General features: G+C 37.4%; 19 protein-coding genes. 10 read left to right on the top strand and 9 right to left on the bottom strand.

All coding sequences use genetic code 11. The features are described 5' to 3' along the window. Nucleotide 1: 1 nt before the first annotated feature. The 8 genes from I6U49_RS02020 to I6U49_RS01985 form a co-directional block, all read right to left on the bottom strand. Nucleotides 2-2,302, bottom strand: coding sequence for a GH92 family glycosyl hydrolase (locus I6U49_RS02020; protein ID WP_198627390.1), 2,301 nt, complete (start codon nucleotides 2,300-2,302; stop codon nucleotides 2-4). Nucleotides 2,303-2,372: 70 nt separating this feature from the next. Beyond that, the gene (locus I6U49_RS02015) at nucleotides 2,373-4,700 is read right to left on the bottom strand and encodes a glycoside hydrolase family 20 protein (protein WP_232804611.1); all 2,328 of its coding nucleotides are present in this window, start codon (nucleotides 4,698-4,700) and stop codon (nucleotides 2,373-2,375) included. Next, the gene (locus I6U49_RS02010; protein ID WP_198627389.1) at nucleotides 4,700-6,934 is read right to left on the bottom strand and encodes a GH92 family glycosyl hydrolase; all 2,235 of its coding nucleotides are present in this window, start codon (nucleotides 6,932-6,934) and stop codon (nucleotides 4,700-4,702) included. Before I6U49_RS02010 ends, I6U49_RS02015 begins: the two co-directional genes overlap by 1 nt. After that, complete coding sequence (locus I6U49_RS02005; RefSeq protein ID WP_198627388.1) at nucleotides 6,935-8,044, bottom strand: putative glycoside hydrolase; 1,110 nt, start codon at nucleotides 8,042-8,044, stop codon at nucleotides 6,935-6,937. Nucleotide 8,045: 1 nt separating this feature from the next. Then, complete coding sequence (locus tag I6U49_RS02000; protein ID WP_198627387.1) at nucleotides 8,046-9,110, bottom strand: carbohydrate-binding family 9-like protein; 1,065 nt, start codon at nucleotides 9,108-9,110, stop codon at nucleotides 8,046-8,048. A 2-nt stretch (nucleotides 9,111-9,112) separates the two neighbouring features. Continuing rightward, nucleotides 9,113-10,081, bottom strand: a complete 969-nt coding sequence (locus tag I6U49_RS01995; protein WP_193711312.1) for a glycoside hydrolase family 130 protein — start codon at nucleotides 10,079-10,081, stop codon at nucleotides 9,113-9,115. A 1-nt stretch (nucleotide 10,082) separates the two neighbouring features. Beyond that, entirely contained in the window at nucleotides 10,083-11,960 is a 1,878-nt protein-coding gene (locus I6U49_RS01990; RefSeq protein WP_198627386.1) for a sodium:solute symporter family protein, read from the bottom strand. A 3-nt stretch (nucleotides 11,961-11,963) separates the two neighbouring features. Next, the gene (locus I6U49_RS01985) at nucleotides 11,964-14,222 is read right to left on the bottom strand and encodes a GH92 family glycosyl hydrolase (protein ID WP_198627385.1); all 2,259 of its coding nucleotides are present in this window, start codon (nucleotides 14,220-14,222) and stop codon (nucleotides 11,964-11,966) included. 431 nt (nucleotides 14,223-14,653) lie between these two features. Between I6U49_RS01985 and I6U49_RS01980 the strand changes: the two genes are divergently transcribed. Both I6U49_RS01980 and I6U49_RS01975 read left to right on the top strand, forming a co-directional pair. Continuing rightward, a complete protein-coding gene (locus I6U49_RS01980) occupies nucleotides 14,654-15,472 on the top strand; it encodes a sensor histidine kinase (protein ID WP_317191836.1) in 819 nt (272 codons plus the stop codon). Further along, nucleotides 15,469-16,170 (top strand): LytR/AlgR family response regulator transcription factor, encoded by a 702-nt coding sequence (locus I6U49_RS01975; protein ID WP_193711316.1) that lies wholly within the window; start codon nucleotides 15,469-15,471, stop codon nucleotides 16,168-16,170. The genes I6U49_RS01980 and I6U49_RS01975 overlap by 4 nt, the downstream gene beginning before the upstream one ends. Here the strand turns inward: I6U49_RS01975 and I6U49_RS01970 are convergent. Continuing rightward, nucleotides 16,167-17,189 carry a helix-turn-helix domain-containing protein gene (locus tag I6U49_RS01970; protein ID WP_193711317.1) on the bottom strand — a complete coding sequence of 341 codons (1,023 nt, stop codon included), beginning with the start codon at nucleotides 17,187-17,189 and terminating at the stop codon, nucleotides 16,167-16,169. The two genes, I6U49_RS01975 and I6U49_RS01970, sit on opposite strands and share 4 nt — an antisense overlap. A 472-nt stretch (nucleotides 17,190-17,661) precedes the next feature. Here I6U49_RS01970 and I6U49_RS01965 point away from each other — a divergent pair, with 472 nt between their 5' ends. From I6U49_RS01965 to I6U49_RS01930, 8 genes are all read left to right on the top strand, one after another. Continuing rightward, nucleotides 17,662-17,997, top strand: coding sequence for an arsenosugar biosynthesis-associated peroxidase-like protein (locus tag I6U49_RS01965; protein ID WP_193711318.1), 336 nt, complete (start codon nucleotides 17,662-17,664; stop codon nucleotides 17,995-17,997). A gap of 57 nt (nucleotides 17,998-18,054) precedes the next feature. Next, on the top strand, nucleotides 18,055-19,113 hold the full coding sequence (arsS, locus tag I6U49_RS01960; protein WP_198627383.1) for an arsenosugar biosynthesis radical SAM (seleno)protein ArsS: 1,059 nt from the start codon (nucleotides 18,055-18,057) through the stop codon (nucleotides 19,111-19,113). A 24-nt stretch (nucleotides 19,114-19,137) separates the two neighbouring features. Further along, on the top strand, nucleotides 19,138-19,755 hold the full coding sequence (locus I6U49_RS01955) for a TIGR04282 family arsenosugar biosynthesis glycosyltransferase (protein ID WP_198627382.1): 618 nt from the start codon (nucleotides 19,138-19,140) through the stop codon (nucleotides 19,753-19,755). A gap of 3 nt (nucleotides 19,756-19,758) precedes the next feature. After that, on the top strand, nucleotides 19,759-20,571 hold the full coding sequence (locus tag I6U49_RS01950) for a purine-nucleoside phosphorylase (RefSeq protein ID WP_198627381.1): 813 nt from the start codon (nucleotides 19,759-19,761) through the stop codon (nucleotides 20,569-20,571). 114 nt (nucleotides 20,572-20,685) lie between these two features. Then, the gene (locus tag I6U49_RS01945) at nucleotides 20,686-21,972 is read left to right on the top strand and encodes an NAD(P)/FAD-dependent oxidoreductase (protein WP_198627380.1); all 1,287 of its coding nucleotides are present in this window, start codon (nucleotides 20,686-20,688) and stop codon (nucleotides 21,970-21,972) included. Then, a complete protein-coding gene (locus tag I6U49_RS01940; protein ID WP_193711323.1) occupies nucleotides 21,969-23,552 on the top strand; it encodes a 4Fe-4S binding protein in 1,584 nt (527 codons plus the stop codon). Before I6U49_RS01945 ends, I6U49_RS01940 begins: the two co-directional genes overlap by 4 nt. Continuing rightward, entirely contained in the window at nucleotides 23,553-24,347 is a 795-nt protein-coding gene (locus I6U49_RS01935; RefSeq protein WP_198627379.1) for a glycosyltransferase family 2 protein, read from the top strand. Continuing rightward, a complete protein-coding gene (locus I6U49_RS01930) occupies nucleotides 24,347-25,813 on the top strand; it encodes a cellulose synthase family protein (RefSeq protein ID WP_198627378.1) in 1,467 nt (488 codons plus the stop codon). The genes I6U49_RS01935 and I6U49_RS01930 overlap by 1 nt, the downstream gene beginning before the upstream one ends. Nucleotides 25,814-25,879 lie beyond the last annotated feature (66 nt).

The following is a 25,879-nucleotide window of genomic DNA, read 5'->3' as shown; positions in this document are numbered from 1 at the left end:
ATTAGTTTTTATCTGAACTCATAGAAAAGGGAAACGCTTCTTTAGTAACAGCCCTCTTAGTATTAGGCGTATTGGATAATTCAAACTGAAGTGTCCCCCCTTGCATTAAATCGTTATAATTTAGATAGTTTTTATTCCATTCCTGTCCATTGAGGGACGCCGATTCTATATAAAACTTTTCTTCGGAATTATGATTAGCTATAATCTCAAACTTCTTACCATTTTCAAGATGTAGGCTCGCTTTATCAAAAAGCGGGCTACCAATTACATATTGATCAGCTCCCGGCGTAACGGGATAGAATCCTAATGAACTAAATACGTACCAGGCCGAAGTTTGTCCGTTATCTTCATCTCCAGGATAACCATCTGGCGTTGGGGCATAGAGTTTAGTTAGTACTTCCCTAATCCTTTGTTGGGTTTTCCAGGGCTGGCCGGCATAGTTATATAGGTAAATCATATGCTGAATAGGTTGATTTCCGTGGGCATAATTCCCCATATTCACTATTTGCATTTCCCTTATTTCGTGAATGGTAAAGCCGTAATAAGAATCGTCGAATTTAGGTGGCATTTCAAACACGGTGTCCAATTTTTGAGTAAATTGCTTCTTCCCACCCATTAGGTCAATAAGCCCTTTAACATCCTGAAACACACTCCAGGTATAATGCAGGCTATTACCTTCTGTAAAAGCATCTCCCCATTTTAAAGGATTAAAAGGCTCCTGAAAAGTTCCATCTTCATTCTTTCCACGCATTAAATTGGTAGAAGGATCAAAAAGTTTTTTATAATTATAAGCTTGCTTATAAAAGCGATCTGCAATCTTTTCTTTGCCCAAATCTTTCGCCATTTCGGCTATTGTCCAATCGGCATAGGCATATTCCAGGGTTCTTGCAGCATTTTCGTGAATATCTACATTGTAGGGCACATAGCCTAATTCATTATAATAATCAACGCCTTCCCTTCCTACAGAAGATACCGGACGCCCCTCCTCGACATTTGCATTTTTAAGTATTGCTTCAAAAAGCACATCAACATCTTCAGGGTAAACATTTCCTTTTAAATAGGCATCTACAATGATGGGGGCCGAATTAGAACCAATCATAACCCCTCTATGTCCCGGGCTGGCCCATTCAGGCAGCCATCCAGATTCTTTATAGGTATTGGCCAAACCGGCCATTATCTTTTTATTCAATTCGGGATACATCATATTAAAAAAAGGAAATACAGCCCTAAAAGTATCCCAGAAGCCATTATCGGTAAACATATAACCCGGTAAAACTTTTCCGTTATACGGGCTATAATGTACACGCTCTCCCTCTTTATTTATTTCATAAAATCTTCTTGGAAATAACAAAACCCTATACAGGCTTGAATAAAAAGTTTCTATATGGTCTGAATTCCCACCTTCTACTTTTATTCTACCAAGTTCCTGGTTCCATATCTTTTTTGCATTGGCCTTTACTTCCTCAAAATCTTTATCTCCAATTTCAGAATCCAAATTTTGTTGTGCCTGCTCAAGACTAATAAACGAAGAAGCAACTTTTACATTAACTTCCTCTCCTTTTTTTGTTTTAAAACCGATAATAGCCCCTACATGGTCGGCTTCTGCATTAGTAGAATTTTCCTGAAGCTCCCAATTGTCTTTCCAGGTATGTTTAATTTCAAAATCCTTATCAAATTGAGCTACAAAGTAATTATGAAAATTATCAGGTACACCCCCGTGATTATTTCTGGCGTATCCAATTATTTTACGCTCTTCAGGGATAATCTTTACCATAGATCCTTTATTAAAGGCATCTAATACAATATAAGAACTATCTGAATCTGGAAAAGTAAACTTAAAGTGAGCCGCTCTTTCAGTTGGTGCTACTTCTGTAGTAACATCATAATCGGCTAAATAAACGCTGTAATAATGCGGTTTTGCGGTTTCAGCTTTATGAGAAAACCAGGAAGCCCGTTCTTCTTCTTCATATTTCAAATCTCCGGTTACTGCCATTAAAGAAAAGGCTGCATAATCGTTTAGCCAGGGGCTGGGCTGATGTGTTTGCTTTATTCCGCGAATTTTATAATCATCATATTTATACGCCCAGCCGTCTCCCATTTCAGCCGTTTGGGGTGTCCAGAAATTCATCCCCCAGGGCAGGGCAATAGCCGGATAGGTATTTCCATTAGACAAATCGAAAGTAGAATCGGTTCCCATTAAAGTATTTACAAAATCTACATAAGAGACTTCTCTTTCTTGCGCAAAGGTACTTGCTGTAAAAACAAGTGTAAAAAGCGTACTGAACAATAAACTTACTTTCATTTTAATATTTTTTGATTTAATGCTAAAACATCTATCCAAACGGAACACCTTTATAAACTTAGGCTTACAGCTATTCTACAATTATTTCATCTAAAAACAACCAGGCTCTACCTTTTCCCGGTAAGCCTTTATAAACATCTACTTTTAACTTCACAAACCTGCCTTCCTGCGGCTCGAAATTGATTTCAAAATCTTTTAAACCAATAGCGCCATTGATTTTAAAATCTCGGGAAACTTCTCCAATCTTTGTGTAGTTTTCTCCATCTTTAGAAGCAAAGGCAGTGACCTTAACCGGAAAATAGATTCCAGAGCCCTGGTTTTCCATAGCACCAACTTTTAGGTTTTCAATTTTAGTAAGCTCACCCAAGTCTACAGTAGTTTCTACATCTTCTCCTAACCAGCCAAGCCACTGACCATCGTGGAAGTTCTTGGTAGCTCTAATCACATTAACCGTAGTATTTTCTCCTACCCCGGTATAACTATCGTGATACATAGGCTTATAGGTAACCTCTTTCCCTACGGCTTTATGAAAATGAAAGTTTTTAACCAGAGTATCACCTTTGGGTTTTCCATTTTCAAAAACAGCGGCTCTTAATAAGCTACTGGTATCTAACTGAATAGGCTCGGTATATACTGCAGAAGAAGCATTTAAATTCTTATCGTTTAATGTATATCTAATTTCAGCATCCGGAAACTCGGTATTTAGAGCTATTTCAATAGCACCTGAGTTCGCATCAACTTCACTCTGGGCGGTTACAGAATAAGCACTGGTAGCATAATTAATACCCATAAGATCGAAACGCTTAAACATTACCTGCATCCTTCTAGAAAAATCTGCCCAATCTTTATCCTCTTCCGGGATCCAAAGTACTTCAGACAATGCTGCCAATCTTGGAAAAAGCATATATTCTGAAAGCTCTGGCGAATCTATGAACTCAGACCATAAGTTTGCCTGGCCACCAAGTACATGTTTTTTCTGGGCCACACTCATGCTATCTACAACCGGATCAAATTCGTAAACCTTGGTTAAGGGGGTAAAACCAGAAAACGCCATAGGTTCTGTATCAAAATCACCCTGATAGAAATTAAAATACACGTGGCTTCCAGGGGTCATAATCACATCATGACCTTGCTCTGAAGCTTCCCAGCCACCTTTAGTACCTCTCCAGCTCATTACAGTAGCACCCGGTGCCAGTCCTCCTTCTAAAATCTCGTCCCAACCAATCAAAATGCGGTCATGAGAGCTAAGGAAATTTTCCATGCGGCGAATAAAATAACTCTGTAACTCCTCTACATCGGCCAATCCTTCTTCTTTAATTCTGCGTTGGCAATCGTCACACTTTTCCCATTCTGTTTTGGTTGCCTCGTCACCTCCCACGTGAATATATTTTGCAGGAAATAACTCCATTACCTCCAACAATACGTTCTCAAGAAATTCAAAGGTCTCGTCTTTACCGGCACAATAGATATCGGTTATAGGCCAAAGTCCACCCGATGGCACAGCAACCGGTTTACCGGTACAGGATAGTTCTGGGTAGGCAGCAATAGCGCTGGTAACATGCGCAGGCATTTCAATTTCAGGAATTACATCTATCCCATGTTTACCGGCATAAGCAACGATTTCTTTAATATCTTCCTGGGTATAAAAACCTCCATAAGTTGCTTCATCTCCAGGCTTGTTCTCACTACGGGCATCCCAGTGTTTATGCTCCTGGTCTACTCTAAAACCACCTACTTCGGTAAGTTTTGGGTATTTCTTAATCTCAATTCTCCACCCCTGGTCGTCTACCAGGTGCAAATGCAGGGTATTCATTTTTAAGAATGCCAGTCTATCTATAGTTTTGAAAATATATTCTTTCTCAAAAAAATGTCTGGAAACATCTAACATTAACCCACGCCATTCAAATCTGGGTTCATCGCTTATTTCGATTTGAGGAATTTGCCAGTTTATATCGCTTATTTTTTCTTCGCTCTCAATTTCAAGCGGTAACAACTGCCTTACAGTTTCAAGTGCATAAACAAAACCCGAATAAGAAGCAGCCTCAATTACTATTCTCTTATCATTTACATTGAGCTTATAAGCTTCATCATTTAACTCTTTATTTTCTTTAAACTGGATAAAATTAGCTTCCGGTTTTTCTTCAAAGATTTTTAATTCCCAGCCTGCAGCAGCCTCAAACTTCGCACTTAATAATTCTGCAATATCACGTTGATTTTCTCCTTCTAAAACAAAGCCGGTTTCCTTTGTAAAATTAAAACTCCCTTCCTTTAATTTTAATTCTGTAGGCTTGGGAATAAGGCTTAATTCCTCTTCTGAAAAAGTCTTTTGATTGTTCCCCGAACAGGCCGACAAAACTAATACTGTTAAACAAAGTAGGTAGGATAAAGATTTCATCATTAGTAAATTTTATTTGGCTTTGGTGTTTTAATTTTTCTGTTTTTAGATTTTTTCTTTTCGGGTTTATCGGTCATTTTAAAGACTAATTCACCACCTGAGACTATTTCTTTATGAGTTATAAATGCACGATCAAGCTTCTTCCCGTTTAGGTGTACGCTCTTCACATACATATTTTCGGGAGCATAATTTTCTGTTTTTATACTAAACATTTTATTTCCGGGTAAATTTATTTCGGCACTTTCAAAAAGAGGGGCGCCAAGAATATAAGTGCCCTGTGCCGGATTTACGGGATAGAACCCAAGGGAACTAAATATATACCAGGAAGACATTTGTCCACAATCTTCATTTCCACAATGTCCCGCCGGTTCATTTTTATACTGGCTTGTAAGTACTTCCCTTACCCGCTTTTGGGTTTCAGAAGGATTGTCTAAATAATTATATAAATAGGCTACGTGATGGCTGGGCTCATTACCGTGAGCATATTGCCCAATCATACCTGTACTGAATATTGAAAGTTTATCTGTAGCAAGCGGATGATAGGTAAACATAGAATCCAGTTTTTGTTCAAAGCGTTGCTCGCCACCTACTTCTTTTATCAATGCCGGAATATCTTGTGGCACAAACCAAAAATATTGCCAGGCATTACTTTCACTAAAGTACTTCGTATATTCCTTTGCCACAAAATCTTCTACAAATTCCCCTTCTTCAGTTTTAGGCCTAAAAAAACTACTTTGTTCATCGTAGATATTCTTCCAGTATTGGGAACGTTTTAAAAAATATTGATAATCTGCAGTTTTGCCTAAATCTTTTGCAAACATAGCTATGCACCAATCGTCGTAAGCATATTCCAGTGTTTTTGAAACACTCCAATCTTCATTATCTTCACCTGCCGGCACATACCCCAATTCCCGGTAAACATCAATTTCCCGGTCATTGGCCATAGCACTTGCCTTACAGGCTTTATAAGCCAATTCGGCATCAAATTCAAAACCTTTAAAATAAGCGTCTACCACCACCGGAACGGCGTGATAACCAAGCATCATGTTGGTCTCATTTCCTTGCATAGACCAAACCGGAAGCAAGCCTGTTTCCTGGTAATGAGCAAGCATCGATTCAATAAAATCGGGCACTTTTTCCTGTTGAATTATTGTATAAAGTGGGTGCGCTGCCCGAAACGTATCCCACAAAGAAAAAGTATCGTAACGCTCAAAACCTTTAGCTGTTTCCACCTCACCATTTGCCCCCTTGTAATTTCCGTTAGGATCACTAAGCAGAGTTGGCGCCAACATAGATTGATACATCATGGTATAAAAAACCGATTTCTGATCTTTATTGGCAGTTGTAATTTTTATTTTTTTCAGCTCACGCTCCCAAATATCATTAGCTTGAGCCCTGTATTTATCAAAACTAAAATGAGGCGCTTCTGTTAGCAGGCTGGCGTATGCCCCTTCAATATTTGCTGAAGAAACACCTGTTTTTAAAACTATTTGTTCTCCTGAAGTAGTTTTATAGTTCAGGATAATCTTGGTATCGGTTCCTGTTATTTGTTCTTGTGAAACCAGGTTGCCATTTTCAAAAAGTTTAAAACTTTTAAATGGTTTAGAGAGCTTCATCACAAAATAAACCCGTTGATCGTTGGCCCATCCGGTAGACTTTCTAAAACCTTCAATAACCGAGTCGTTTACTACTTTAATATGCGTTTCAGTTGGACGGTCCCAATTAAGCGCATAACCCAAATCTACGTGAATTTGGGATAAGGAATCTTTAGGAAAGGTATATCGCTGTATTCCTGTTCGTTTGGTTGCAGTAAGTTCTGCTTTAATGTTGTAATCTAAAAGCTCTACCGAATAATACCCGGGAGAAGCTTCTTCTTTATCATGGCTAAAATGTGAAAAAGGTTTATTATTATTCTCAGGAATTCGTTTAGAAAAACGACTATTGGTGGGCATCACTAAAATATCATAGAGATCGCCTGCACCGGTTCCTGAAAGATGCATATGGGAGAATCCACTAATTATAGAATCCTGATAAAAATAACCAGCAATACGATCCCAGCCTCCAATGCCATTGTCGGGACTTAATTGAACCATCCCGTAAGGAACGGTGGCACCGGGATAGGTATTTCCCGGGCCATCGGTTCCAATAAAAGGGTTTACATATTCTGTTAGCCTATGCTTTTGGGCAATAGCAGAAACAGTAAACAACATTAATAAAAACAAACCTAAATTCTTCATCTACTTACTCGCTTCTTTTATAGCTTTTAATTGCTCTTTGGTAAGTGCATTTCCATCAAAAAACGAAATTCCTTTAGCCCCATTTTCTTTTGCAAGTTTAATGGCTTCAGTAACATCTTCTCCACTCATAGGTGGTAAGTACACTCCTGTGTGCAAGTCGGTATCTTTTCCTTTTAAATCTTCAACCCCTTGTTTTGTGGCATACCCAATCCAGTCTACCTCCTCATTATAGAAGTTATGGTAGATCATTGGTAAAACGGCATCTATTTCCCATTTGTCCCAACGCTGACGAACCATATGATCTGCCATTTCAGGATAAGGAAAAACTGCTGCAGTTAATTGCTTATTATTGTCGTGTACAATTTTATAAGCATCATTAACCACATCTCTAATTTTGTTTAAGCGGAATTGTTTCCACTCCATATCTATGGCAGGATTTTCAAAGTCTCTTGGATTTTTGTGGTGAATTTCTTCAAATTCAGCAACACAAACATCACAATAACAAAAATCAAACTCAGGAAGTTCCTCTTCTTGTTCCAAATCGTATTTAGGCAATAAGCCTATTGGTAAAAAGATATCAGAAAATCTTATATAATCAAGGTGCACACTAGCCACACCTTCTACCTTAGACAAACCTTCTACCAGGCCTAATACATGATTTCTTGATTCTTCACGCGTAGGGCACAACCACTGGTAATAATCTACATAAGGTCTGGTATCGTGGGTAGAATTTCCATCTCTACTTACTGTGTACCACTCTGGATTTTGCAATGCTACACTATCTCCGGGACGGTTCATAGCCATAATCCAGGCGTGTACCTCCAGTCCTTCTTCTTTAGCCAAAGGAGTTAAACGCGAAAGCAGCTCAGGATCGGTATTGGTATTAATAAGTACCGCTTCAATTCCATTTTCGCTATATTTTTTAAATTCCGAAGTATAAGAAGAGTCCGCTCTTTTTGGGTCTGCGGTGGTCCATACCCAGAATTTAAAGTCGTCCTGCTTTTCTACAGAAGCAGTATCATCCTGATCCTTTTTTGAAGCTGCCACATTATCCAGGCAGGAAGTAAACCCAAGGGCTATTAAAGCAATTAATAAAAATTTAGTTTTCATATTATTTAATTTTGGAGGTTAAAATTTTACCATCTTCTCTTATGATATATTGTTTCCCGGTGAAAGGGCTTATTATGGCGATATTCCATCCGGTAAGGTGAGTTTCCAGTTTTGGCTGTAAAGTCTCACCATTTAGCTTAATTGGTTTATTTTCAATTTCACTGATGCTTGAAGCCCATTTTTTATTTTTACTGAAATAGTGTTTATGCTTTCGGTAGAGCTCGTAAAGCTTCCATTTAACCTTTTCGTCTTCAGGTATTTGAAACTCGTCCTGCTCCCCGGCATTTTTTGAAGAAAAGTATACATAGCCCCAATGCTCAGGTTCGTGCATATTGATAACTCCCTGTGGTGACCATACCCAATTATATTCAGGCAAATATTCACCATTTTCATCTTTCTTTCTGGAATATCTACCTTCAGTAAGATCAAAATCCCAATTTACCCGCGAAAAGTTAACCCTCCAGAATTCTTCTTCCGGAATATTATTATGGATATTTGCTTCTTTTAAAACCTCCCAGGGAATGGCAACCTCAACACTCCAATAATCATCTTCGTCTGAGGCATCATTTAAGGTTCCTGAAATATGTACAGCCGATTGCAAGCCCTGAATATCCCAACTATCAACAATGGGTGCCGGTTCGCGATAGGGTTTTACTATAAAAAGATCCCACACGGTATTTAAGGCGTTCATTTCAAACTCCATATAATTATGGGTATCCCCATCTGGATCTATAAAAATCTCAAAATCATTATTATAGAAAATCACCGTATCACGTTGTTTTAGTGTTCCCCAGATGTGAGGCTCTTTCATCTTTGCATAGAAGTAGAGGTTATCTTCATCATACACCATTTTCATATAGGTTTGATATTTTGGCACTTTGTCGCCTTCAATATCAATAAAATCCTTACTTCTGGGTGCTTCTTTCCATGAAGCTTCTTCAGCCCTACCATCTATCTCAATCTCATCGATAGTTTTATAAGCTATATAAGATCTTGGCGGATTTTGGGCATAAGCAGAATTTAGGGCAAACACACCAATAATGAATAAAAGCAATTTATATTTCATAATTAAAGGCTGTTATTTTTCACATAATCAATAATCTCACTAAGGTGGCCAAAAGCAACCGATGTTACCGTATCTGCAGCACCGTAATAAAGCGCCAATTTATCTTCTTCCTCTGAATGTAAAGCCGCGCAAGGGAAAAGTACATTTGGCACATCGCCCGTTGTTTCATATAGCTCTGCCGGTGCCAACAAATAAGGTTGAGAGCGATATTTTACTTTATCCGGTTCGTTTTCATCTAAAATAGCAGCCCCCACCGAATATCTAAATCCGTTACAGGTGTTAATTACCCCGTGATAAAAAAGCAACCAACCTTCTTTAGTTAAAATAGGAACAGGCCCCGCACCAATTTTAGTACACTGCCAGGCACTATCTTCAAAAGGGGATACTTTCATAACGCAGCGATGCTCGCCCCAGTATTTCATATCGGGGCTATAGCTAATATAGATATCACCAAAAGGAGTATGTCCATTATCACTTGGACGACTCAACATAGCATATTTCCCATTTATTTTCTTAGGAAACAAAACGCCATTTCGGTTAAATGGAAGGAATGCATTTTCACATTGATAAAACTTTTTAAAATCGAACGTGTATCCAATTCCTATGGTAGGCCCGTGATATCCATTACACCAGGTAATCCAATACCGATCTTCAATAAAAGTAACTCTGGGGTCGTATTTATAATCTGAATCGATCATTTCAGTATTACCAGGATTAAAATCGATGGGTTCATGTTCTATCTCCCAATCGATCCCATTTTTACTGAATCCGGCAAAGATATTCATCTGCACAGCTTTATTATCACATCTAAACACCCCGGCATAACCATCCTCAAATGGGACTACTGCAGAATTAAAAATACTATTAGAACTAGGAATGGCATAACGATCAATAATAGGGTTCTCGTTATATCTCCACATCACTTCCTTAGAATTGCCCGGCCTATCTTGCCAGGGAATATTATTTTCCATATTAATTTTTATATTTTCTAATTTTATCTAACCATGTAAATTTAAGAATAAGGGAGCTTAAAAGAAAGACTAAAAAGCTTGCTCCCATTTTAGGGTAATCCCTTACCACAAAAAATATTGGCATAAGTATCATCGTAGACTGCCATATTATTCCAACAAGGCAGTTTAACATATCTATCCCAAAATCTTTGTTACCTTTTATTTTTACATTTTCTGCTTGCAATTCTTTTAGCACCGGTTTCCACAGACCCCATGGTCTCACATTTTTATAAAAACTTTTTAGCGTATCCATACTGGTGGGGGCGGTAAAATAAGTACCCAGGAAAGATCCTAATAAAGAGAATAAAAAGATTGCGGGAAAAAGGTATATGGCCGGAACATGAGCAATTTCATATAAAAAGGAATCGGGAACAAAGTTAGCCTTATTTTGATCCATAAAAAATTGAGTAGTGGCGATTAACAAGCCAGAAAGCATTCCCCAAAAGTAACCCCAACCATTAAAACGCCACCAAACCCATTTTAAGAAATTGGCTGCCACATAGCCACCATACAGGGCACTGGTAATCCAGAGAGTGATAGAGTTAATAGAATCGGCAAAAAAGCCCATAATAACCCCCAATAGCACCACTAACATAGATGTAATATGACTGGCTTTAATATAGTGACGATCTGTTGCTTTAGGCTTAAAGTATTTTTTATAAATGTCGTTCACAATATAGGCAGGGCCTGCGTTCACAAAAGCAGAAAAGGTAGACATAAATGCCGCCAACAAACCGGCAAGCAACAAACCTTTAACCCCTACCGGCACATGATTATTAATTACTTTTGGTAAAATAACCTCCAAATCATCTCCTGTTATATTACCTGCAGCCGTCATCTCGGGAGCTACATACACCAGGCCTAAAAGTACTACTGCAGCTATTAAAAGATATCTAGGCACAAATAGAACAAGGTTGGTAAAACCACTCATGTATGCAGCTTCCTTTACTGTTCTGGTAGAAAGTATACGTTGCATATCGTAGCTGGGCGTAGGCCCGGCAATACTTGCAAAAAAGCCTTTAAAAAGTGTCATCCCTATAAAAGCCCCAAACATTTTATAACCCTGAGAATCTATAAGAGCATTAAACGGCTCTTTTTTTCCTTCCCAAAAGCCTTGAAGTTCATTACTAATAGAAACACTTTTCCAGGCTTCAGGTATAAGGCTATTCACCTGGGCATCGGTAAAACTCACAAAAGTATATCCAGCCACCAATACACCTGCCAGCACCATGATACCATATTGTAAAACCTCAGTAGTCACCACAGAAAACATCCCTCCTTTTATCGTATATATGGTGGTAAAGAATATTATAAGCAAAGCATAAGACTGCTCAGAATTCAAGAGGTTAAATTCGCCTATATAGAGCGAAAGGTCCCATGGAAGAATTACCGTCATAAATTTACCTACCCCTTCAAAAAAATAGGCAATAAAACCTATAGAAGCGATTACGGCAAAAATAGCAACAATAAGGTGTGAAGCCCTACCGGCTTTATCATCACCAAACCTGGTAAGAATCCATTCAGAACCCGTCATTACCCCAGACCGCCTAATCCAGACTGCCAGAAACATCATCACAAAAATTTGGTTCCAAATGGGCCACATCCACATAAACATATAGCTCTTAACCCCATAAAGAAAAAGAATGCCCACCATCCAGGCAGTACCTGAAACATCAAACATCCCCGAGCCATTGCTTAGCCCTAAGTAATACCATTTAATACTTTTTCCACCCAAAAAATAAGAATCCAGACCTTTAGAAGCCTTTCTTGAAACCCATATTCCAATAAAAATGGTTAGAAAAAGGTAAAGCGCAATAATTAAAACATCTATTAGTCCCATTCCTTAGTCTTTATGCTTAACACCCCAGTCTTTATTGGGTGTACTGCCCATTTCAAACACCAATTCACCACCCTCTAAAAGAGTTTTATGAGAAATAGAAGTTTGGTTGAAATCTTTTCCGTTTAAAGTAGCAGATTGGATATAGATATTTTCTTCGGAAACCTTATTAGCTATAATTTTAAAACTATTTCCGTTCTTTAGTTTAATAGTTGATTTCTCAAAAATCGGACTCCCAATTTCATATTCGGTTGAAACGGGGTTAAAAGGATATAAACCCATAGAACTAAAAACATACCAGGCAGACATTTGTCCCGCGTCTTCATTTCCGCTTAACCCATCGGGTTGTGTACTATACTGGGTTTTTAATATTTCGCGAACCCAGAATTGTGTTCGCCAGGGTTGTCCTGCTTTATTAAACAAATAAGCAATATGATGACTGGGCTCGTTCCCGTGTGCATATTGCCCTATTAAACCTGAAATATCTGCCGAGGTATTATCTCCGGTAATTTCAGAACTTTCAGTAAATAATTGCTCTAACTTAGCAGTAAAAGGTTTTGGCCCTCCATGAAGCTCTATTAAATCCTGTGGCTCGTGCAATACAAACCAACTGTGTTGCCAGGCATTACCTTCGGTATAATCTGTATCTACCCTATGGTTGGAGTGTTTGGGATCAAAAGGCGTATTCCACTTTCCTTCTGGAGATTTACCACGCATAAACCCAGTTTCAGGATCAAATAATTCTTTATAGGCCTTAGCCCTTTCTGAAAAATATTCATAATCTTCCTGCTTACCCAAAGCTTCTGCCATTTGCGCCACACACCAATCGTTATAAGCATACTCTAAAGTTTTGGTAACCGATTCGTCCCCTAAATTATAAGGTATATAACCATATTCCTTCAACTCCTTTAAGTTTCGGTCATCTTGCATCATTGTAGCTTTTAATGCCTCATAGGCCTTTTCAGCATCAAAACCTTTAATACCTTTAAAGTAAGCTTCAGCAATTACAGGAACCGAATGATAACCGGTCATGGTATTTGTTTCGTTTCCATAAAGTGTCCAAACTGGAAGGCTTCCACTCTCTTCATAGTATACCAACATACTATTTATAATATCACTGGTTATATCGGGATTCGTAATAGTCAACAAAGGGTTTTGCGCTCTAAATGTATCCCAAAGCGATAAAGTGGAATATGCAGTAAAATCTTTTTGAACAATACTATCGTTTTGTAAACGAAATTCCCCGTTTTTATCACTAAAAATAACCGGAGCCAATTTTGTATGGTAAAGTGCCGAATAAAAAATGGTCTTTAAAGAATCTGTAGGAGTTTCTACGGTGATGTCTGAAAGCGCTTTCTCCCAGGTTTGATTCGCCTGTTTTCTGGTATCATTAAAATTGAAATTCGCATCCCCATCCAGATTTTCTTTAGCATTTTCAAGACTTACCGATGAAAGTGCCACTGCAACCTGCAGTTCTTTAGGATCTTTTTCAAAATACAATTGAGCTGAAGTTTTCTTATTGCTCACCTGAGTTCCTGAGGCTGCTTTGCCTCCCGAAAATAATTCAGATTTTATTATTGGAGTCGAAAATTTAGCTACGAAGAATACTTTTTGATTGCTTGCCCAACCAGTACTGTGCCTATAACCACTAATAATATATTCGTCCTCTACTTTAATAGACGTCTCTGTAGGTTCGTCCCAGTTTATTGCAAAACCCAAATCTATTACTACAGATTTTTCTTCACCTTCCCCGAAAGTATATTTATGATAAGCAGTTCTTTGCGATGCACTAAGTTCTACATTAACATCAAAATCTTCAAGGAATAATTGATAATACCCGGGCGTTGCCGTTTCATCTATATGCGAATATTTAGAAAGGTAAGGAATATCTTCCCTTTCTTTTACCTCTTTTGTAAGATCTATTTTTTCGTTTACCGGCATAAACAAAATATCGGCAAGATCACCAATTCCGGTTCCAGAAAGATGCAAATGACTAAAACCTGCAACCAGAGAGTCTGAATAATGATAACCTGAACACCAGTCCCAACCACTAACCCCATTATCGGGACTTACTTGCACCATACCAAAAGGAGTGCTCGCACCGGGATAAGTATGCCCGTGCCCTCCCGTACCAATAAATGGATCTACGTAAGAAGTTAGCTTTTTAGCGGGTTCTTGAAAATCATTAGTTTTACCATTTTGCTGCTTACAGGAAACCAAAATAAAGGGCAAAACAAAAAAGAAAAAAGAAATTTTTTTAAACATTTTTTTATTTAAATTATGCTGCATTAAAAAAAATACAGGTAGATATTTCATAAATATTTATATATTCAGCATCCCAAAAAATAATATTAGACAAACAACATTTAAAAAAAGCCGAATAGCTAAAATCTATCTTTTTCCATTCTATGCCATTACGAAAACGTTTTAAGAAAGAGTTTTTTTTAAATGAAAATTGGGAGTATAAAATCGACCCAATTCATCATATAATATTTTGGCTTGTCTACTTTATATTTAACACTTTAAGATGGGGCAGTTACTATGGCGACTACCTTTATTCCCTTAAAACAAATTCGCTGGGATTCCCTATACATATCATTTTATGTTATTTTACTATTTACCTACTCATCCCTAAATTTATTTATACAAAAAGATTCTTTTGGTTCATTTTTCTTTTATTGAGTTCTATTTTCTTAATGGTATTTTTAAAATTTGAACTCACATATCTCCTTATAAGTAATAATGTGTGGCCAGAAGGCCCCGGAGAAACTTCCAGCTTCAGTTTTAACTATATTATGGTAATGATGCTGGGAGAACTATATGTAATATCTTTTGTTACTGCTATTAAAATCACCATAGATTGGATGAGCGAAAACAAAAGAGCGGCCAAATTAAAAAAAGCACAACTTGAGACCGAATTAAGATTTTTACGCTCGCAAATATCGCCGCATTTCTTCTTTAACACTTTAAACAATATATACTCCCTTAGCCTTAATAAATCGCACAAAACCCCTGAAACTATTTTAAAACTTTCAGAATTAATGCGGTATTTAATTTACGAAACAAAACCCAACCTACAAGCTTTAGATAAAGAGATTAATTGCATACAGAATTATCTGGACCTGGAAAAAATTAGATATGGCGAAAAATTGAGCATAAACTTAAAAATTGAGGGGAATACAGCTAATAAAGAAATTACCCCAATGCTACTTATACCGTTTATTGAAAATGCCTTTAAGCATGGAGCCAATAAAAGCATCAAAAAAGTGTTTATTAAGATAGAACTCATTATTAAAGAGGATATTTTGTACTTTAGAGCCATAAATAGCCTACCTAAACCAGAAGAAATCAAAACATATCCCCAGCAAAGCCAGGAAGCTAAAAAACAAGGAGGGATAGGCATTGCTAACGTTAAAAAACGTCTTAGCCTATGCTACGACAAAAAAGATTATGAGCTAAAAATCGATAAGAGAGAGTGTGAATTTTTAGTAGACTTAAAGTTAAAATTAGAATGAGCCTTAATTGTGTAATTATTGATGACGAGCCTTTAGCGATAGATGTAATTAAGAACTATATCTCTCAAATAAAAGGTTTAGATATAATAGCAAGCTTCAATAGCGCCCTGGACAGCCTTGATTTTATACAGGAAAACAAGGTAGACCTTCTATTCTTAGACATAAACATGCCTATTTTAGACGGTTACAGTTTTTTAAAAAGTTTAAGCGATAAACCCCAGGTTATTATCACTACTGCCCATGAAGAATATGCGGTAAAAGGATATGAACTTGAAATTTTAGATTACCTGGTAAAACCCATTCCATTCCCCAGATTTCTAAAAGCCATAAATAAGGCCAAAAAAATTCACGAAGAAAACAAAGACGATAACGAAAGCTGGAAAAACAAACATCTTTTTCTAAAAATCAACAAGAAGAAGATGAAAAAGGTTTATTTGAATGACATTTTATTAATTGAAAGTTTAAAAGACTACATAAAAGTAATAACCCCCAATAAAAGCTATATAATTCATCAAACCTTAAGTAGCTTTACCGAGAGCTTACCCCCTAACAGGTTTATAAGAATTCACAGGTCCTATACCGTTTCCCTGGACAAAATTGAAGCCATAGAAGGCAACAGCCTGGAGATTAACGGTAAAAGATATGTTATTGGCCGCAGCTATTTATCTCAGGTAAAAGATATTATTCTAGAAGACTAATCATTTAGCATCTTTCTGGTTTTCAAAAAATACTTAGGGTTCACGCCATATTTCTCTTTAAATATCTTAGAAAAGTAACTCCTATTGTTAAGGCCAATGGCAGTCACAATTTCTGAAATATTCTTATCGGTGGTCATAAGCATCTCTTTAGCAGCCTCCAGTTTCTTATGCTGCATATATTTATTCACGGTAAGATCATACACATATTTAAAGCCTTCCTGCAGTTTATTTACATTGGTACCTGCCTCTTTAGCTAGAGATTCTACTGTTAAATTACTCCCAAGATCCCCCTGTATTCGTTTCACCACATAATCTACTTTTTCTATATCAGATTGTCTTAAAATTTGTGGAAGTTTATCACCAGATTCATCATCTTCATATTGCGAAATCTGTATTACCAGCATCTGAAAAGCCTTTGCTTCAAGATATAGAGAACGCAAAAATCCAGAATACTCCCTGGTATTTATCTCGTTCATAATATCAGCAGCTTTAATGCTATAATTCCCCTGATAAAAAAATTGTCTTTCTGCCACCGCGTCTTGAAAAAGCTCCTTTAGAGTAGGATTAAGATTTTCAAAATCGTAATTTCTACGATGAGCAAAAACAGAACGAATTATCTCTAAACTCGACACGTGAGTAGATTCGTTAGCTTTAAAATAAAGCACATGACCATTGTATCCGCTACTGGAAACAATAATATTTTGAAAGGCCTTAATATTGTGAACCTTTTCTGTATCCTGAAAAGAATGACCCGTGTTTCCGGCAGAACAAAATATAAATTTTAGAGGGTGCACCGTATTTAGCGAAAAGTGAATTTCTACATCTTCATAAAACTTACAATTGTAAGTTATAAACCCCATTCCCGAATCAAAACTAATACCCCTAATAAAGCCTTCACCTATATGTTCTGGCAATTCTATAGTATGTTCTCCGCTACCATTCTTAACCGGAACATTAAGGCTTTCAGAAATATCCTCGATAATATCCTCTACTGGTAGGGTTTTTACATTTATTCTCATAAATCTAATTATTGGGTGAGACCCTTTACATCAATTTACAATATCCCAATATTAACATCAGCTCATCAAACAACGCAGCAGGACTAATGCTCAATATTTCATGGTAAAGATAAAGCTCTAAGAAAACATATAGTTAAAAGTCATTAGCATTTTTGTTTTAAGCTAATATTAATGTTAAATACGTTAGTTTGGCTTTAAAATTTTAAGCCCTTAAAATACATAATATAGATTATAAAAACCAACTTTTATTTAAAAACAGCCAGGCAAAGTAAATATTTAAACCCCATATCCAAAAATAAACTACCTCATAACGAGTTTCTAGCGCACAACTATGCTTCAACTCTTCCTCAAAAACTTATACGTCACAAAACTGCCTGGAAAATCCATAAGTATCATTTTTAGAAAAATTGATTGGTTGCGTAAGTATTAATAGATATTTTAGACCAAAATAACTTAAAACCTAATAACTGCTATGGCTAAGACCTATTATAACCCCGATGATTTAAGGAAGTTTGGAAAAATAACTGAATGGAGCGAAGAACTGGGAGCTAAGTTTTTTGATTACTACGAAAAAGTTTTTGAAGAAGGAGCGCTCTCTGCTAGGGAGAAATCACTTATAGCCCTTGCTGTATCCCACGTAGTAAAATGCCCTTATTGTATTGATGCTTACACCAAAGATGGTTTACAAAAGGGGATCACAAAAGAAGAAATGATGGAAGCCGTGCATACCGGAGCTGCTATTGAAAGTGGAGCAACCCTGGTACACGGTGTACAAATGATGAACAAATATGATAAATTAAGCATGTAAACCTTTTTCATTGCTTTAGTTTAAATTATTTATTCCCAATAGCATTAAATTTTCAAAATGGCTCTACTAAAATCTTTATCGGCGAGAAAAGATGACCTTTCTAAACCCGAAAACCAGCTTACATTTTTAAGCAACGGGGTCTTTAAAAAAGGGGAACTTCCTTTGTTTAAAGATAAAATTGCAGAAACCGGAAATGCCCCTTTAAAACCTAAAAAGCTAGAAATACTTCAACTTAATTTAGGTTATATGTGTAATCAGGTTTGCTCGCATTGTCACGTAGACGCAGGTCCAGACCGGAAGGAGATTATGACCAAAGAAACCATGGAGCAATGCCTGGAGGTTATTAAAACAACCAAAGCCCACACCCTGGATCTTACAGGGGGCGCACCAGAAATGAACCCGAATTTTAGATGGTTTGTAGAAGAAGCTTCAAAAGCCGGAATTAAAGATTTTATTGTTCGTTCTAATCTTACAATTATACTGGCAAATAAGAAGTACCATGATTTACCTGAATTCTTTAAAAAATATAAGGTTCACGTAGTTTCTTCCCTTCCTTTTTATAAACGGGAAAAAACCGATAAGCAACGTGGCAATGGGGTATTCGACAAGTCTATTAAAGCCTTGCAAATGCTTAACGCTGCAGGTTATGCACAGCCAGGCACCAACCTAAAATTAGATCTTGTTTATAATCCTGCCGGTGCATTTTTACCTACAAACCAGGAGGCCTTGCAAAAAGATTTTAAAAAAGCGCTAAAAGAAGATTTCAATATAGATTTCGATAATCTTTTTGCCATCACCAATTTACCAATTAGTCGTTTTCTGGAATATTTAATCGCTTCCGAAAATTATGAAGATTATATGTATGCACTGGTAGAAGCCTATAATCCTGCTGCGGTAGAAAGTGTAATGTGCACCAATACCATTTCGGTAAGTTGGGATGGCTGGCTATACGACTGCGACTTTAACCAAATGCTGGCCTTAAAAGTAGATAGTAAAGTGCAGCATATTAGTGAATATAACGAAGACCTGCTTAGTAATCGCGAAATAAGAATTTCACAACATTGTTACGGTTGTACCGCCGGTGCCGGAAGTAGCTGCCAGGGTACCGTAGCCTAACCAACCTCGCTAAACCATTAAATTTTGAGCCTAAAAACCTCCCAGAACTTATTAATTATCTTTACAAGAAATCCGGAACCGGGAAAAGTAAAGACCCGGCTCGCCATGGATATTGGGGACAGGGCTGCATTTGAAGTTTATAAATTTTTACTACAACATACTGTTTCGGTTACTAAAAATCTTCCTGTTAGCAAAAAGGTTTATTATTCTGAAGCTATTGTAGATAAAGACATCTGGAATTTAGAGCTATATTCGAAAAAGCTTCAAGAGGGAAAAGAATTGGGTGAACGTATGAAAAATGCTTTTAAAGAAGGTTTTGAAGAAGGCTATAAACATATTGTTATTATTGGCAGCGATCTTTACGATTTAAAACAGGAAGACCTGGAAAACGCTTTTCACTTACTTCAGGAAAAAGAAGTGGTTCTTGGCCCTGCTACAGATGGCGGTTATTATTTATTGGGTATGAATCAATTGTTTCCGGAAGTTTTTCAGGGAAAAGAATGGGGAACCTCATCGGTTTTCCAGGAGACTGTAAAAGATTTAAAAGGAAAAGATATTGGCTTTCTTGAAGCCAGGAACGATGTAGATTATTATTCAGATATTAAAGATCATAAAGATTTTCAGCAATTTTTCAAAAAGTAAAAAATGATTCAAAAAATAGAGGAAACAACTAAATACCTCAAAGAAAAAGGCTTTATAAATCCGGAGATAGGGATTATACTGGGCACAGGCCTGGGTCAACTCTTAGATGAAATAAAAACAGAGGTAGAGGTTAGCTACAACGAGATACCTCATTTTCCAACCGCTACGGTAGAATTCCATAAAGGAAAATTGATTTTTGGAGAGCTGGAAGGAAAAAAAGTGGTAGTGATGCAGGGGCGTTTTCATATGTACGAAGGCTATACTATGCAAGAGGTAACCTTTCCTGTTCGCATTATGCATCAACTGGGTATTAAAAAGCTCCTGGTTTCAAATGCTTCAGGTTCAATCAATTTGAAATTTAAAAAAGGGGAACTTATGCTTATTGACGATCATATTAATTTGCTGGGAGATTCTCCTCTGGCTTTTAAAGGGGTTTCCCAATTGGGTGAACGTTTTGTAGATATGAGTGCTCCTTATAATGCCGAGATGAACGCCGCCTTTGAAACTATAGCTAAAAAAGAGGGAATAAAACTACATAAAGGGGTTTACGCAGCACTTTTAGGGCCACAATTAGAAACCCGTGCCGAATATAGAATGCTGAAAATTTTGGGCGCAGATGCTGTTGGAATGAGTACTGTGCCAGAAATTATTGTGGCCAATCATTTAAACCTGCCGGTTTCAGCTATTTCTGTAATTACCGATGAAGGTGACCCTGATAACCTAAAACCGGTAAATATCGATGAAATTATTGCTATGGCCGCGAAAGCAGAACCAAATATGATTACGCTATTTAAAGAAGTTGTAAAAGCTGTTTAAGCAGAAAATCACAAATAAAATTCAGCAGGTATAATCAAAATAGAATACTTTAATTTTGAGGAAGGCCTCTAAGTCCCGATAGTGATCGGGATAAATCTCGATTATCTGGCAAATATGGAACACATAGTTATTATAGGAAATGGGATTGCAGGAATTACCTGTGCGCGGCACATTAGGAAAAATTCCGACGCAAAAATTACCGTAATTTCTGCGGAAAGCGATTATTTCTTTTCTCGCACCGCATTGATGTATGTGTATATGGGCCATATGAAATGGAATCACTTAAAACCTTATGAAGATTGGTTTTGGGAGAAAAATAGAATTGATTTAAAAAAAGCCTGGGTTGACACTATAGATTTTGAAGGGAAAACATTGCATTTCTCTTCTGAAGAAACAATGAGTTATGATAAGCTGGTTTTGGCAACAGGCTCGGTTTATAACAAATTTGGTTGGGAAGGTCAGGATTTAGAAGGAGTGCAGGGACTGGTTTCTAAACAAGATTTAGAACTGCTGGAGAAAAACACTCAAACTTGCCAAAAAGCAGTAATTATTGGTGGAGGATTGATTGGTGTGGAACTAGCTGAAATGCTTAACACACGAAATATTGAGGTAACTTTCCTAATCCGGGAAGAAGCCTTTTGGCATAATGTATTGCCAATTCAGGATGCTAAACTAATCTCTAAACACATTAGATCGCACGGGGTAGATCTTAGAGAAGAAACCGAACTGGACAGGATTATTGGCAATCAAGACGGAAAAGTCACTTCTATAATCACAAATTCGGGTGAAGAAATTGAATGCCAGTTGGTAGGACTTTGTACCGGGGTTAGACCTAATATAGATTTTCTTGCAGATTCGGCTTTAGAAACCGATAAGGGAATTCTGGTAGACGAATTTCTACAAACCAACATTAAAGACGTTTTTGCTATTGGCGATTGTGCACAGGTAAAACAACCCCTACCCCATAGAAAACCTATTGAAGCCGTTTGGTATGCAGGCCGTATGATGGGCGAAACCCTGGCACAAACCTTAACAGGCAATACGATGAAATACAAACCCGGGAACTGGTTTAACTCGGCTAAATTCTTTGATATTGAATATCAAACTTACGGCAATGTTTCAGCACAACCGGGCGATAATGAAATGCACTTTCACTGGCAGCATAAAGATAACACCAAAGCCATTACTATTGCTTTTGATGCTAACTCCAATAAATTCCTGGGAATAAACACCTTTGGAATAAGGATGCGCCATGCCATATTTGACCAGTGGTTAAATGAAAATCGCAAGATAGATCACGTCCTGGCCAACTTAAAGCAGGCCAATTTTGATCCTGAGTTTTACACTCAGCACGAAAAAGAAATTTTTAAAAGTTTTAAAGAGAATTTACAGAAAGTATGAGCAAAATAGAACACAATATGTCTCTTACACCAGAGGCAGCGACAAAACTTTCTACCAGGCAAAAACTGGCCAGCGGTATAGGTTTGGTTGGGCTTTTCATTTTAGTACTGGCCATAGCCAATGTAAACTTTCCAAACAAGCCCCTATTTTTAAGTTTGTCTTTAGGGCTTATTGCATTGGGGACCGTAATTTTCGCCAACGATTTATATCTGGGCAAACACGCGGGTATCAAAAACGACGGAGTTTGGTTTAAATCACTTAGTGGCCGTGGTTTTTGGGCCTGGGTCCTGGGCATTGTTCTTACGCTTTTTTATGTGGTTTTATATTGGTTTCCGCAGTATCTAGGACTTAATGCCGATGGGCAAAACACAGGGATCATTTCACTTTTCGACCCATTAAGTAAATTAATTAGCGGAAACCCTGCCAGCCAATGGTTTGTATATGGCACACTGTATACCCTGGCTATTCTGGCTTTTGGATATAAGTTTATTTTAAAATATCGCAATAATCGCTACGAAGTAATTCGCACCTTCTCGGTGATGTTCTTTCAGTTGGGTTTTGCCTTTCTAATTCCCGAAATTTTAATTCGGTTAAACCAACCTTACTATAACCCCGCCAATATTTGGCCGCTTAACTACGATTTGTTTACCGATTATAAGATCAACGAATTCCTTTCAGCAGGCAATGTTGGCGTAATTATGCTAGTTTTTGGATTGATTTCCATATTTGTAATCACGCCTATTTTAACCTATAAATACGGAAAACGCTGGTATTGTAGCTGGGTTTGCGGTTGCGGTGGACTTGCAGAAACCGCCGGCGACCCGTACCGTCAACTTTCTGACAAATCTCAACATGCCTGGAAGATTGAACGCTGGGTAATTCATAGCGTTCTAGTATTTGTTACGGTTATGACCATTGCGGTTTTGTATTCATTTTTAGGCGACAGTGCCAATGATTTCTGGCTTACCAAAGATGCTTTTCTTTGGGGAACTGCCGGTTTTCTTACGTTGCTTTTCGCGGTAATTATGATTTTTAAACGTAAAGAATTAGCCAAGGATGCTAAATATGGTGCTATTGGCTATTTAGTGGTAATCTTATCAATTATCTGTATTAATTATTTCAGCGGAAATGGAAATATCTTTTTCTTCGGGGGCTATCAACTTCGGGAATGGTATGGTTTCTTGATTGGTGCCGCATTTTCGGGGGTTATTGGCGTAGGCTTTTATCCAATTTTTGGAAGCAGGGTTTGGTGCCGTTACGGTTGCCCAATGGCAGCAATTTTAGGAATGCAACAACGCCTTTTTTCAAGATTTAGAATTACTACCAACGGCGGGCAATGTATCTCCTGTGGAAATTGCTCTACCTATTGTGAAATGGGAATTGATGTGCGCGCTTATGCCCAAAAAGGAGAAAATATAGTACGTTCCAGCTGTGTTGGCTGCGGAATCTGCTCGGCAGTTTGCCCAAGAGGCGTGTTAAAACTTGAAAATGACGATATGGAGGGACGCATAAACTCTGAAGAAGTGCTCTTGGGAAATGATGTAAACCTAATGGACCTGGTAAACCAGAAATCGAAGTAAATGCCACAAGAAAATCAAGAATTCCAGGGCAGTCACGAAAAATGTGAGCCTGGCCCAAATTATCCTAAAAACTCTAAGTCTGAAGTAGACTTTTCTTCCAAAAAAATCAAAGTAATTATTCCGGCTTTTAATGAGGAAGAATCTATAGCGAAGGTTATTGCGGAAATCCCGAAGATTGTTCAGGAGGTTATTGTGGTAAGCAATAATTCTACCGATGCTACTGAAGCCAACGCTAAAAATGCAGGTGCCACGGTATTACAGGAAAAAAGAAAAGGCTATGGCTATGCTTGTTTAAAGGGACTGGACTATATTTCCCAACAGCCCCTCGAAAGTCTTAAACCGGATATTATTGTTTTTTTAGACGGAGATTATAGTGATTTCCCTGCCGAATTAACTAAAATAATCGCCCCAATTATTGAAGAAAATAAAGATTTGGTTATTGGCTCCAGGGTTAAAAGATGGAGAGAAAAAGGTTCGATGACCTTTCCGCAGATATTTGGAAACTGGTTGGCAACTTCTCTAATGAAATTATTTTTTAATGCCAGGTTTACAGATTTGGGGCCGTTTAGAGCCATTAAATACCAGAAATTGCTGGAGCTGCAAATGCAGGATAAAACTTATGGCTGGACGGTAGAAATGCAATTGAAAGCCTTAAAAAAGGGGTTTTCTTACACCGAAGTACCTGTACATTATAAAAACAGGATTGGCACCTCTAAAGTTTCCGGCACTGTGAAAGGTGCTATCTTTGCAGGAGTTAAAATATTAGGTTGGATTTTTAAATATAGTTTTAAATAATGGATTTAACCATTATCATCATATACACACTTGCCCTGCTGTTTATTTTCTTTTATAGTATTTCGCAGCTTCAATTATTATTGAATTATCTAAAGGCAAAAAAAAAGGTGGATGCTTCTGAGAAATTCAACCTTAAAAATCCTGTCGAAACACCTTTTATTACCATACAGCTTCCACTATACAACGAGCTATATGTGGTAGAGCGCCTATTAAAAAATATTGCCAGAATTGAATATCCAGTGGAGAAATTAGAAATTCAGGTATTAGATGACTCTACCGATGAATCGGTTCAAAAAATTGAGGCTTTAGTAAAGCAACTCAAAGAAACCGGACTGGATATTCAGCATATCACAAGAAAAGATCGTAGTGGCTTTAAAGCCGGCGCATTAAAAGAGGGTTTAAAGATCGCCAAAGGAGAATTTATCGCCATTTTTGATTCCGATTTCTTACCAAATAAAGATTGGCTGTTACAAACAGTACCTTATTTTAAAAATCCTAAAATTGGTGTGGTACAAACCCGTTGGGGGCATATTAATCGAGACTATTCTTTACTTACAAAAATCCAGGCTTTTGCTTTAGATTTTCATTTTATCCTGGAGCAAACCGGACGTAATTTTGGCAGGCATTTTATCAACTTTAATGGCACCGCCGGAATATGGAGAAAAGAATGTATTTTAGACGCAGGAAACTGGAGTGGAGACACTTTAACCGAAGACCTCGATTTAAGTTACCGGGCACAACTCAAAAACTGGGAATTTAAATACCTGGAAGATGTAGAAACCCCTGCCGAATTGCCGGTAGCAATAAGTGCGGCACGTTCACAACAATTTCGTTGGAACAAAGGTGCCGCCGAAAATTTTAAAAAGAATTTTAAAAAATTACTAAAGGATAAAACTGTTCCTTTTAGCACAAAATTTCATGCGTTTTTCCACTTACTTAACTCCAGTATGTTCCTGGTGATCCTGGTGTTAGCGGTATTGAGCATTCCCATTCTTTTTATTAAAAACAACAATCCCCAGTTTGGCTGGTATTTTAATTTGGCGGCCTTCTTTTTAGTGAGCACGTTAATTTTCTTTTTTTGCTATTATGTCGCGTATTCAAGAATTCACGGAAGGGATTTTAAAAGTTTTTTAAATTTTATAGTCCTGTTTTTTACCTTCTTTTCGGTAGCTATGGGATTTTCGGTTCACAATTCGCTAGCGGTTTTAGAAGGGCATCTCGGAAAAAAATCGGCTTTTATTAGAACCCCAAAATTTAATGTAAGTTCCCTGAACGATTCCTGGAAGAAGAATATTTATATTCAACAAAAGTTTTCATTAAGTATTGCAGTTGAATTCGCTCTATGGTTGTATTTTGGTTTCGGACTCTATAGCGCTTTTATGCTGAACGATTTTAGCCTGGCCATTTTTCACCTGATGCTTTTTATAGGCTTTGGCTTTGTGGTTTTTAGATCGGTGAGGATTTAAAAGGCTAAATAGATTAAATTCAAATTATTGTCATCCTCATTCTGAACTCGTTTTAGGATCTAACTC

It is taken from the genome of Salegentibacter maritimus (assembly GCF_016236915.1).
GTDB classification, from domain to species: Bacteria; Bacteroidota; Bacteroidia; order Flavobacteriales; family Flavobacteriaceae; genus Salegentibacter; species Salegentibacter maritimus.
The sequence above is the reverse complement of the archived record's forward strand: the minus strand, read 5'-3'. Positions and strand labels throughout refer to the sequence as shown.